The sequence below is a fragment of the Tritonibacter mobilis genome (assembly GCF_001681715.1).
Taxonomy (GTDB): domain Bacteria; phylum Pseudomonadota; class Alphaproteobacteria; order Rhodobacterales; family Rhodobacteraceae; genus Epibacterium; species Epibacterium mobile.
The window spans coordinates 1-11,604 of record NZ_LNWY01000028.1 but is presented as its reverse complement, the minus strand read 5'-3'; the positions used below and the strand labels follow the sequence as shown (position 1 = coordinate 11,604).

Sequence of the window (11,604 nt, the reverse complement as noted above, 5' to 3'; positions counted from 1 at the left end):
AATCCTACTCCCGCAACCAATACTAATTCTCCAACAATATCAAAACCTTCCAGCCGCGCCTCACCACAGTGCGCGGCCTTCGGCGTTGCAATGACCGCCTCCGACCCCGTCGCAAGACGCAGCAGCGCCGCAAGATCCCCCTCCAACTCAATATCAACGCCCGTGCGCCCCGCAGCTGGGATCAGTACGATCCGATCCACCAAAGCCCGCAGCGCTTCCTTCGCAGCGGGCATCTCTGCGCTTCTCCCCAGACCGGCAATCAACGCCGCCACCCGCTCGCGGTAGGTCACCGCCATTGATGGATGGATCAGGATCGGATCCGGGGCAGGGGAGGCGGAAAGCCGAGGTCACGTCGAGATCAACATCTGGCCACGCGGCGAGAAATGGATCTACGATCCGCATCAAACAGTCCTGACAGGGCGGCACTCTATACCGACCCGGATGCCCCACGTCGCCCGCGCGCGTAACCCTCCAGCACCGAAGCGCTGCGTTCAAGTTGCGGCAAGACCCGCATGGCCAACCCAAGCAGATATTCCCCTGTCGGTTTGAGTCGCAGCTGGCGCCGCTCCCAGAGCTTCACGCTGTGCCGCTCTTCGAAGCGCCGGATCGCATGGCTGACCGGCCGATTGAGTCAGGTTCGCCGATCCGCGGCGTCGGTTAAGCTGCCGGTTCGTTCGATTTCACGCAAAATGGCCGGTGGCTGGATGTCGATCATGAGGCTTAACTGAGTGTCATTCAATCGCTTGAGATCAGATACTATGGACAAGACGCCATAAGGCGCCCAACAGCAGTTGCCGCCCGTAACGCTTCTCACAAACTCTAGGTATGATATGCTAGCGCGTTGGAACGGGTGTTTCACCGCGGTAGTCGTAAAAACCGCGTTGGGTTTTGCGGCCAAGCCATCCCGCTTCGACATATTTGGTTAGCAAGGGGCAGGGACGGTACTTCGTATCTGCCAACCCGTCGTGCAACACGTTCATAATCGCAAGGCAGGTGTCGAGGCCAATAAAATCCGCCAACTCCAGTGGACCCATCGGGTGGTTTGCACCAAGTTTCATGGATTCATCGATGGAGCGCACGCTGCCTACGCCTTCATAGAGTGTATAGACCGCCTCATTGATCATGGGCATGAGAATGCGGTTCACGATGAAGGCAGGGAAGTCCTCGGCGCTGGCAGCCGTCTTTCCAAGCTTTTCAACCACGGCCTGGCAGGTCTGAAACGTGTCCTCATCAGTCGCAATGCCACGAATGAGTTCAACCAACTGCATCACCGGTACCGGGTTCATGAAGTGGAACCCCATGAAACGCTCAGGCCGATCCGTGCGACTCGCCAGACGTGTGATTGAGATCGATGATGTGTTGGACGTGAGAATCGTATGCGGTTGCAAATGGGGCAGCAGATCCTCAAAGATTGCCTGCTTTACGGCTTCACGCTCGGTTGCAGCTTCGATCACCAGATCGGTTTGACCCAAATCTGCCAGAGTGAGCGTGGTCGAGATCCGGTCCATCGTGGCGGCAACCTCAGCGTCGTCAATCTTGCCACGGCTGGCCTGACGAGCGAGGTTTTTCTGGATCAGTGACAGCGCGCTGTCGAGCGCCTGCTGGCTTATGTCATTGAGAACAACATTAAATCCTGCAAGCGCCAAGACGTGGGCAATGCCGTTGCCCATCTGACCTGCACCGATAACCCCAACTTTTTTCACGTCCATGATGGATGGCCTTTCCTTGCGCCTGCCTAGTGCCTGCGGGCGGATACTAAAGGTTTCGCGCCTGCAGAAACAAGGCCGATTGCCTCTGTTTTCAGCAAATTCGCCGTTTAGCAGTTTGGAAAGATTCGGGCGGCAATATGGCTCTTGGGTGAAAAAGTGGTGGATGAAATGAGCTATGAACTCAAAAGCGCAGACGCGCTTGTGAGCGAGTTATGCAGCTACGGTGAATCGCGGCTGCGTGTCAGGGGACCGGCGCGTGCGCTGAGTGATCCTTACATTAGTTTCCTTGGTGGAACCGAAGTGTTTGGGCGTTTCGTTGAACGGCCTTTCGCCCAAGGCGTCGAAGGGCAAATTGGTTTGGCCTGTATCAACCTTGGTTGTGTGAACGCAGGGGTTGATGCGTTTTTACATGATGAGTCGTTGATGGACATCGCGGCGGGTGGGCAAATGACCGTGCTGCAGGTGATGGGTGCGCAGAACCTCACCAATAGTTTCTATAAGGTCCATCCTCGGCGCAATGATCGCTTTTTGCGCGCCTATGACGCGCTTGTGCATTTGTTTCCAGAGGTCGATTTTACTGACTTCAACTTCAACAAGCATCTGCTAACGTCGCTTAAGGGCGTGTCCGAGGACCGGTTTGAGCGGGTGCGGGCTGGCCTTCAAGAAACTTGGCTGACACGAATGAGCCGCATCGTGGATGCGCTTGGTGGGCGCGTTGTGCTGCTGTGGCTCCGGTATGATATGGGAACGGTCGACACGCTTGGCCCTTCTCCAAGCCTTGTGGAGCGGTCTATGGTTGATGTTCTGCGTCCGCGTGTATCTGGCGTGATTGAGCTTGAGGTGACGACAGCCGGGCAGGCGCAGGATATTCCGGGGATGATGTTTGGCCCGATGGACCTGCCTGCTGCGCAGATGATGCTTGGCCCCAAGGAACATGACCGGATCGCGGATGTGGTGGCGTCAAGACTTCTCAATATGTTGGCGGCTGCCTGAGCCACACGGAAATATGCCCGAAATGCAAAAAAGGCCCGCGCAATTGGCGGGCCTTTCTCATTCTTCGGAGCTGTTTGGATCAGCCGAGCTTTTCGGTCAGTTCCGGTACGGCTTGGAACAGGTCTGCAACCAGCCCGTAGTCGGCAACCTGAAAGATCGGTGCTTCTTCGTCTTTGTTGATGGCGACGATGATCTTGGAATCTTTCATACCTGCAAGGTGCTGGATCGCGCCGGAGATGCCGACAGCGATATAGAGCTCAGGCGCAACCACCTTACCGGTCTGACCTACCTGCCAGTCGTTCGGAGCAAAGCCTGAATCGACCGCGGCACGGGATGCGCCAACTGCAGCGCCCAGTTTGTCGGCCAAGGCTTCGATGATCTTGAAGTCTTCTTCAGAGCCGACACCGCGCCCACCGGAGACAACCACACCAGCGGATGTGAGCTCGGGGCGGTCGCTGGTGGCGAGCTTGTCTTCAACCCAAGAGCTGAGGCCGGGGTTGTCGGCTGCGGAAATGGTATCGACAGAAGCCGAGCCACCCTCGCCAGCGGCATCAAAGGTGGACGTCCGGAAGGAGATGACCTTTTTTGCATCCGCTGATTTCACCACTTGAATAGCGTTACCTGCGTAGATCGGGCGCTCGAATGTGTCGGCGTCAACCACGGCCGTCACGTCCGAGATCACCATCACATCAAGCAGAGCTGCCACGCGGGGCAGGATGTTCTTGGCGTCGGTGGTCGCGGGCGCAACGATGTGGCTATAGTCGCCCGCGAGCGACGCGATCAGCGCTGCTGTGGGTTCTGCCAAACGGTGGCCGAGGCTTTCGTCTTCGGCAACCAGCACCTTTGCAACGCCATCGATTTTGGCGGCAGCTTCGCCCGCTGCAGCAGCGGATGCGCCTGCAGCCAGTACGGTCACATCGCCCAGAGATTTCGCGGCGGAAACAGCCTTTGCAGTGGCATCAAGCGCCAGCTCACCTGCGTTGACTTCGGCAAGGAGAAGAACAGCCATTACACAGCCCCCGCTTCTTTGAGTTTCGTAACCAGCTCGTCCACGGAGCCCACGATGATGCCTGCAGATCGGGCCTCGGGTTCCTTGGTCTCCACCACGGTCAGGCGTGGGGTGACGTCGACGCCGTAATCAGCAGCGGTTTTCTCGTCGAGCGGCTTTTTCTTTGCCTTCATGATGTTCGGCAAGGAGGCATAGCGCGGCTCATTGAGGCGCAGGTCCACGGTGACGATTGTTGGCATCTTCACAGAGATGGTCTGCAAACCGCCGTCCACCTCACGGGTGACCTTCGCGTTATCGCCGTCGATGTCGACTTCGGAGGCAAAGGTTGCCTGAGACCAGCCCAACAGTGCCGACAGCATCTGACCGGTGGCGTTCATGTCGTTGTCGATCGCCTGCTTGCCTGCCAGCACGAGGCCCGGCTGCTCTTCTTCGACAACTTTGGCGAGGATCTTGGCGACCGCGAGCGGTTCAATATCCTGATGCACATCGTCGGCTGCAACTACGAGGATGGCGCGGTCGGCACCCATGGCGAGCGCGGTGCGCAGGGTTTCCTGAGCCTGCTTGACGCCGATGGAGACTGCGACCACCTCATCCGCCTTGCCAGCTTCTTTGAGGCGGATGGCCTCTTCGACGGCAATCTCGTCAAAGGGGTTCATCGACATCTTGACGTTGGCGAGATCAACACCGCTTCCATCCGCTTTGACGCGGACTTTCACGTTATAGTCGATCACGCGTTTGACAGGCACGAGTACCTTCATAGTGCGTTTCTCCTTAACAATCGGGCCCCGCTCCCACGGGTCCCATGAATGCTCTCGAGGTGTTGATACCGACTAGAGGGCGACGGCAACAGGGTAAAATCGTCACGTTGTGGCTCGAGGACGTCGCGTTTGCAGCAATAACGCCAAATTTCGTTACGGAATTTTCTTTCCGGAAACCTGCTGAGGGGCATATAAAAGTTCCTCCCGCCGATAGTAGGGCAGTACCCTGGCCAATTCGGGTTTGGGTGAAACGCAGGTCGCGACTGATGCTTGCGTGCGCTTTAGGACTTTTGAATGGGGTTTGTTAACAGTTGTGTAGTTCACTGCATTCGCAAAAATCGACGAGAAATTTACGAATGCAGTCATTGGCCAGCAAGGAAGCACAATTTGTCGCGGGCACACTCGCACCTTCGATCAAACTGGATACCAAGAGCATAAGCGCTGCGGGACTGGCGAGAGAGTTCGCACCTCTACGCTCATTCCTTTTTGAGCAGAGTGCGCGAATGGAAAGCTCGGCCCCTATTTCTCAACACAGCGTGTTCATCGGTGCCCAAAGCTATATGAATGATTCGGGCATTGTGCGGGACAGGGTCTTTATCGGACGGTACTGCAGTATCGGTCGTCGCGTGTCGATCGCAGCAGGTGCGCACTACATGACGGGAGTGTCTACAAATCCTGCTCTGGAACAGGGGCCTGCCGAAGCGTTCTATAGCGCAGATGAGATGGAGGCACTTGAGTTCTCGGCTGCCTCCAGGAGAGATGCGCCCACCATCCTGCAGGCGGATGTCTGGGTCGGAGATGGGGCCATTGTCATGCCAGGTGTGGTTGTTGGGGCAGGAGCCGTTATTGGCGCAAATTCCGTGGTCACAAAAGATGTTGCCCCATATTCGATAGTCGCAGGATGCCCGGCACGTCACATTCGGTTCCGCTTTCCGGAGAGCGTGCGGGAGCGACTGCTGCAATCACAGTGGTGGGACCTGTCATTGGAAACGCTTAAGGCATTTCAATCGGGCAATGTTCTGTCATTCCTTGATGAAGTCGAGGCCTTGAATACCTCCGAGACGCATTTTGCCGATTGCCCAACACTTGCGATCGGACCGTAGGCACTCAACCAGACCTTGCTGATCCTCAGAGCGGTATCCCCAAGGTGCAGGTTGCCTGTGGGCGTTGCTCGACTGAAGACCTCGTTGTCCTGTAGAGTTTTCTTCGTTGAAGCTGGAACTGCTCCGCAGGCGAAAAAGGACTACCGGTTAGCGCCGGGCACCCAGAGCACGTCTTTCTCGCCATTTTCGTTGGCGATGCGCGAGGCAACGAAGAACCAGTCCGAAAGCCGGTTGAGGTAGATCGTCACCGATGGGTTGACGTCTTCTTCTGTGGCCAGTTCCGTTGTCAAACGCTCAGCGCGGCGGGCGACGGTGCGACAAACGTGCAGATACGCCGAAAGCGCGCTGCCGCCGGGGAGAACAAAACTGCGCAGGGGCGTCAGATTTTTGTTCATGACGTCGATTTCCGCCTCGAGGCGATCCACCTGACTTTGCGCGATACGCAGCGGCGGATACTCAGCGTCTGCATCCAGATGCATATCGGGCCGACATAGATCAGCGCCAAGATCAAAGAGGTCATTTTGAATGCGTGCCAGAGCGGCGTCCATGTCACCCTCAGCGGCCAGTCGGGCAACGCCCACCTGCGCGTTCAACTCATCCGAAGTGCCATAAGCGGTCACACGGGCAGAGTGTTTGGCAACGCGCGCGCCATTGCCAAGCGCGGTGTCGCCCTTATCGCCGGTGCGGGTGTAGATTTTGCTGAGAACGACCATGTTAGTTTCCTGTGCCGGCAAAATAGACAAAAGCAATCATCAAAACCACGGCGATGAACTGAAAGAAAATACGCAGGCGCATCATCTTGTTGCCGTTCTTGCGGTTGAATTCTCCGCCGACGCCAAAGCCGCCGATGCCGATAGCAAGCACGATGGCCACTGCGGCCATTGCGAGGATGCCCAAAATATAGAGTGGAGAGCCCATGATCCGTGTGGTCCTTTGTTGTCCTGTGGCGCCGGATGCCTCTGATTTGCATTCGGTTCGCTGTGGTGCGTCTATCTATACCGCAGCAGGATGCGGTCAATCGCGCGCGTGGACAGTACCCTACGCAGCGTCCCGGCGATATAGGTTGGCGTGGTGACATAGTAACGCGGACGTGGGCGGCGTGCCTCTAAGGCGTGCGCGAGTTTCTTGGACACTGCCGCAGGGGGCAGTTCAAACGCATCTGGCCCGCTGGATTCATAAAGCCGCTTCAACAGTGATCCCTCGTATCGGTCGCGGATCGGCGAGTTTTTCCAGTCGATGTGCTTTTCAAAATGCGGAATGGAGTTTTCCCGGATTTTGGATGTAACGGGGCCTGGCTCAATCAGGATTACGTCGATCCCGGTGCCGGACAACTCTAGCCGAAGGGTGTCGCTCAGCCCTTCGATTGCAAACTTTGTTGCCGCATAGGCCCCGCGCCAAGGGTATGTTACCAGACCCAGCACAGATGAGTTTTGCACTATCCGCCCGTGTCCCTGCGCGCGCATAACCGGGACCACCTGTCGGATCAACTCATGCCAGCCAAACACATTGGTCTCAAAAATCTCGCGCAGGCCATCTGTGGGCAGATCCTCGACCGCACCGGGCAGCCCGTGTGCGCCGTTGTTGAACAGCGCATCCAGCGTGCCGCCGGTGGATTTTAGCACTTCGGCCAGCCCAGTCTGAATGCTGTCTGCGTCGGTATAATCAATGCGCGGGCTTTCAAAGCCTTCGGCGCGCAGGCGGTCGCAATCACGCTGCTGCCTGCACGAGGCAAACACCCGCCAGCCACGGGCGCGCATGTCATGGGCGGCTGCGTGGCCAATGCCGGATGAGCAGCCAGTAATCAGCAAGGTTTTGGTCATCGTCGCTCCCCGGGGTAGGTCCGGGGCCGAGTTATGACTGTTTCGCGCTCAGCAGGGAAGCCGCAATCCAGCCCACTTGCCCGGTCTTTGGGTTTTCCAGCAGTGACCAACCGGAAGGATCGTCGTTAAGCACGCGCACCTTGTCCCCGGCAAGCAGTTGCATCAGCACCGGAAAACGGGTGCCGGGCCCAAGACGCACATTGGCGCGAGAGGCTCGTATCTTGCGCATGTCGCCAATCGGCTCGGGGGTTGCGACAGCGGCGACGGGCTGAGGTTCATCGGTTGTGATCGCGCCAAGACCCCCCTCTATCGATCCGATCCGCAGACCCGTGACGGGCAGATTGAGAGAAATCGGCTGCGGCAGGGAAACCACCGAGGCCGGTTCGCGCAAGGAGATGTTGATAACCGCAGCATCCGACCCGGTCGGGGTGTCGGATGCGGTATCTGCGCGATTGCCAGTGGCGGTTTTGATCACAGCTGGTGCACTATATGGTGTCAGAACGGGGCTGGCGAGCTGGGTTTCCGCAGGGCGGCTGATGATCCGGCCACGGTCACTGGCTGCGGCGACGCGGGCACTCGGGGTCTCAGTTTGAGGGCGCTCGGGTGGGGAGAAATCCGCACCTCCGCTGAGTTCGTAAAAAGCTAGTGCCAAACCGGCAAAAGAAACCACCAAAAACCGCGACATCGCGTACACTCCCCCGAAAATTGATCGCTGTAAAACAAGCAGCTTACCCCGCTCCCGCGCTCAACGCGGCAGGCACATAGATGTTCCGAACCTGAAATTGGCAGCGAGAATCGCATTGGGTGCGATCATATCCCACAATTTTAACATAAAACGAGGGGAGAGGTGGCAAATTCCTCCCCCGCAGTGGCTTGATGGGGCGAATTTTCAAATGATTTCAGGGCAACGCGGCCACGCCACGTCGCTCTTCTGTGGAAAACGGGCGATGCCCGCTTGCCGCATGACGAGGTGGGCAGTATCAGGATGAGATGACCGACATCGTTGATGATCCCACGACCCCCGAGATGCCTGCAAATGGCGAGCTGCGCGAGCCGCTGCGCCGCGCCATTGGCGAGCGATACCTAACGTATGCGCTGAGCACGATTATGCACCGGGCCTTGCCCGATGCGCGTGACGGCCTGAAGCCTGTGCACCGGCGCATCCTTTACGCCATGAGCCGATTGCGCTTGTCGTCATCGGGCGGGTTTCTGAAGTCCGCCAAGATCTCTGGCGACACCATGGGGGATTTCCACCCTCACGGGGATGCGGCGATCTATGACGCCATGGCGCGTCTGGCGCAGGATTTTGCGGTGCGCTATCCGCTGGTTGATGGTCAGGGTAACTTTGGCAACATCGACGGCGATAACCCTGCGGCCTCGCGCTACACCGAGGCACGGATGACCTTCATCGCTGAGGCGATGCTGGAGGGGCTGGGCGAAGACGCGGTCGATTTTCGCGACAACTATGATGGCCGCCTGCAAGAGCCGAGCGTTCTGCCTGCGACCTTCCCGAATATTCTCGCCAATGGATCCAGCGGTATTGCCGTGGGTATGGCGACCAATATTCCGCCGCATAATATTTCCGAGCTGATTGATGCCTGTATTCACCTGATCAAGGCGCCGAACGCGGGTGATGACACGCTGCTGCAATATGTGCCGGGGCCGGATTTCCCGACCGGCGGCACCATTGTGGAACCGAAGGAAAACATCGCACAGGCCTATCGCACGGGCCGTGGCTCATTCCGTTTGCGCGCCAAACACGAGATTGAGGATCTGGGCCGGGGCCAATGGCAGGTTGTTGTCACCGAAATCCCCTATCAGGTGCAGAAATCTAAGCTCATCGAGAAAATCGCGGAGCTGATCCAGACCAAGAAGGTGCCGATCCTTGCAGACGTGCGCGATGAGAGCGCCGAAGACATCCGCATCATTCTGGAACCGAAATCCAAGAACGTCGACCCTGAGGTCCTGATGGGGTTGATGTATCGTAACTCCGACCTGGAGGTGCGGTTCTCGCTCAATATGAACGTGCTGATCGACGGTGTGACGCCCAAGGTCTGCTCGATGAAGGAGGTGCTGCGCGCCTTCCTCGACCATCGCCGTGATGTGCTTCAGCGCCGCTCGCGCCACCGGATGGCCAAGATCGACCACCGGCTTGAGGTGCTCGACGGTTTCATCATCGCCTTCTTGAACCTCGACCGGGTGATCGACATCATCCGCTATGACGATGATCCCAAAGCGGCATTGATGCGTGAAAACTGGGAGCGCGAACATCCCCGCGCTTTCACCGAGGCCGAGTATATCACGCCTGCCGCAGGCGACGGCGAACTCTCCGAGGTGCAGGCCGAGGCGATCCTCAACATGCGCCTGCGTAGCTTGCGCAAGCTCGAAGAGATCGAACTCACCCGCGAGCGGGATGCCTTGCGCGAAGAACGCGCGGGCCTGGCCGAGCTTCTCGATAGTGAAGATCTGCAATGGAAGAAGATCACCGAACAGTTGCGCGAGACCAAAAAACAGTTCGGCAAAGACTATGAGGGCGGCAGTCGTCGCACCCAGTTTGCCGAGGCGGGCGAAGTTGAAGACGTGCCGCTTGAGGCGATGATCGACCGCGAACCGATCACCGTGGTGTGCTCGCAAATGGGCTGGATCCGCGCGATGACCGGCCACATCGACCTGAGCCGTGAGTTGAAGTTCAAGGACGGCGACGGCCCGCGCTTTATTTTCCATGCGGAAACCACTGACCGGCTCTTGGTCTTTGGTTCCAACGGGCGGTTCTATACCCTGTCAGCGGCCAATCTGCCCGGCGGTCGTGGTATGGGCGAACCTCTGCGCCTGATGGTGGATCTGCCCAATGAGGTGGAGATCGTTGATCTCTTCATCCATAACCCGGAAGGGCGTCTGCTGGTGGCATCGGATGCCGGCAATGGCTTTGTTTGTGCAGAAAAAGAGATCGTGGCGCAGACACGGGGCGGCAAGCAGGTGCTGAACGTCAAGGACGACGAGCGCGCCAAGATCTGTATTCCTGTCTCTGGCGATCACGTTGCGGTGGTTTCCGAGAATGGCAAGTTCCTTGTATTCTCTATTGAGGAAATGCCTGAACTCACTCGCGGCAAGGGCGTGCGCCTGCAGAAATACAACATGGCCCGAGGGCGTCAGGGCTCGCTGGAGCTGGATGGCGGCCTTGCGGATGTCACCACCTTCAACTGGGATGAAGGGCTGCAGTGGGAAATGGGCGGCGGCAAAACCCGCCATGAAACCGATCTCAGCCAGTGGCTCGGCAAGCGGGCAGGGGTTGGCAAGCGCCCACCGTATGGGTTCCCCAAGGACTACAAATTCAAATAACGGCAATATATTGCCGGAAAACATGTGGCCCCTGCGCAACCGCGCGGGGGTTCGCTTTTGTGCGGGTTTACCGGGAGGGAAATCCCGGTCTATCACTTGGCCACCCTGATCCGAGAGCGAGATAGAGAGATTTGATGTTGCGCACGATAGCCCTTCTGGCCCTGACCGTTCTTGTCGCAGCCTGTACGCCGCCCAGCCCCGACGATGAGCTGCGCGATCTGGGCAGCTACAAACTCGGCCACAATATCGTGGTCGCGCCCAAGGTGCAGATGGTACCCGGCTCCCGTCCGGTGGAGGCGCAGGAATGGGTCGATCTGCTGACCAATGAAGTGTCCGCAAGATTTTCTCAGTATGAGGGCGATCAGCTTTATCACTTTGGCATCAGCGTAGAGGGGTATTTTGTAGCGCCCGGCGGTGTGCCTCTGGTGCTGAGTCCGAAATCCGTGCTTGCGGTAAATGTCACCGTCTGGGACGACGCCGCGAATAAGAAGCTGAACACAGAGCCCAAAACCTTCACCGTGTTTGAGACCACCTCGGGAGAGAGCTTCCTGGTTGGGTCGGGCCATGCCCGCACACGTGAAGAGCAGATGCAGGGTCTGGCCCGCAATGCGGTCAGGGCCATCGAAACCTGGATGGTTGAACAGCACAAGGAAAACGGCTGGTTTGATGCGCGTGAGGCGGATGTGGTTGAGAACGCCGCCGACGCGGCCAGCGGATAGCGCGTTTGTCAAGAATGAACCGCTTGATTTTTGCGCGCAAACCAAATAAGCCGCGCGCGCAGAGGAAACCGGGTCCGGTCGGACCCCCCAATTTTCAAAAGGGCGCCTAAGGAATGGCAAAGGAAAAGTTTGAGCGTAATAAACCGCACGTCAA

12 protein-coding genes are annotated in these 11,604 nt (G+C 57.9%); 4 read left to right on the top strand and 8 right to left on the bottom strand.

All coding sequences use genetic code 11. The features are described 5' to 3' along the window. On the bottom strand, window positions 1-296 hold a 296-nt coding region (locus UB90_RS20940; protein WP_235859311.1), incomplete at its 3' end, for a hypothetical protein. A 537-nt stretch (window positions 297-833) separates the two neighbouring features. Next, window positions 834-1,709, bottom strand: a complete 876-nt coding sequence (locus tag UB90_RS20935; protein ID WP_065326378.1) for a 3-hydroxybutyryl-CoA dehydrogenase — start codon at window positions 1,707-1,709, stop codon at window positions 834-836. A 168-nt stretch (window positions 1,710-1,877) separates the two neighbouring features. Between UB90_RS20935 and UB90_RS20930 the strand changes: the two genes are divergently transcribed. Then, complete coding sequence (locus tag UB90_RS20930; RefSeq protein WP_065326387.1) at window positions 1,878-2,702, top strand: DUF6473 family protein; 825 nt, start codon at window positions 1,878-1,880, stop codon at window positions 2,700-2,702. Between the two features lie 79 nt (window positions 2,703-2,781). On the opposite strand, the gene UB90_RS20925 is transcribed toward UB90_RS20930, so the two are convergent. Beyond that, a complete protein-coding gene (locus tag UB90_RS20925; RefSeq protein ID WP_065326377.1) occupies window positions 2,782-3,711 on the bottom strand; it encodes an electron transfer flavoprotein subunit alpha/FixB family protein in 930 nt (309 codons plus the stop codon). Then, the gene (locus UB90_RS20920; protein ID WP_065326376.1) at window positions 3,711-4,469 is read right to left on the bottom strand and encodes an electron transfer flavoprotein subunit beta/FixA family protein; all 759 of its coding nucleotides are present in this window, start codon (window positions 4,467-4,469) and stop codon (window positions 3,711-3,713) included. The genes UB90_RS20925 and UB90_RS20920 overlap by 1 nt, the downstream gene beginning before the upstream one ends. Window positions 4,470-4,972: 503 nt before the next feature. On the opposite strand from UB90_RS20920, the gene UB90_RS20915 reads away from it, so the two are divergent. Further along, a complete protein-coding gene (locus tag UB90_RS20915) occupies window positions 4,973-5,572 on the top strand; it encodes a CatB-related O-acetyltransferase (RefSeq protein WP_110613701.1) in 600 nt (199 codons plus the stop codon). Between the two features lie 140 nt (window positions 5,573-5,712). On the opposite strand, the gene UB90_RS20910 is transcribed toward UB90_RS20915, so the two are convergent. The 4 genes from UB90_RS20910 to UB90_RS20895 form a co-directional block, all read right to left on the bottom strand. Then, window positions 5,713-6,285, bottom strand: coding sequence for a cob(I)yrinic acid a,c-diamide adenosyltransferase (locus UB90_RS20910; protein ID WP_065326374.1), 573 nt, complete (start codon window positions 6,283-6,285; stop codon window positions 5,713-5,715). Between the two features lies 1 nt (window position 6,286). Next, window positions 6,287-6,490, bottom strand: a complete 204-nt coding sequence (locus UB90_RS20905; RefSeq protein ID WP_065326373.1) for a twin transmembrane helix small protein — start codon at window positions 6,488-6,490, stop codon at window positions 6,287-6,289. Between the two features lie 71 nt (window positions 6,491-6,561). Then, window positions 6,562-7,392, bottom strand: a complete 831-nt coding sequence (locus tag UB90_RS20900) for an SDR family NAD(P)-dependent oxidoreductase (protein WP_065326372.1) — start codon at window positions 7,390-7,392, stop codon at window positions 6,562-6,564. Between the two features lie 31 nt (window positions 7,393-7,423). Continuing rightward, window positions 7,424-8,077 carry an SH3 domain-containing protein gene (locus UB90_RS20895; protein WP_065326371.1) on the bottom strand — a complete coding sequence of 218 codons (654 nt, stop codon included), beginning with the start codon at window positions 8,075-8,077 and terminating at the stop codon, window positions 7,424-7,426. Between the two features lie 305 nt (window positions 8,078-8,382). On the opposite strand from UB90_RS20895, the gene parC reads away from it, so the two are divergent. Continuing rightward, window positions 8,383-10,731, top strand: coding sequence for a DNA topoisomerase IV subunit A (gene parC, locus UB90_RS20890; protein WP_065326370.1), 2,349 nt, complete (start codon window positions 8,383-8,385; stop codon window positions 10,729-10,731). A 134-nt stretch (window positions 10,732-10,865) separates the two neighbouring features. Next, entirely contained in the window at window positions 10,866-11,450 is a 585-nt protein-coding gene (locus UB90_RS20885; RefSeq protein ID WP_009177211.1) for a hypothetical protein, read from the top strand. The last annotated feature ends 154 nt before the right edge of the window (window positions 11,451-11,604 follow it).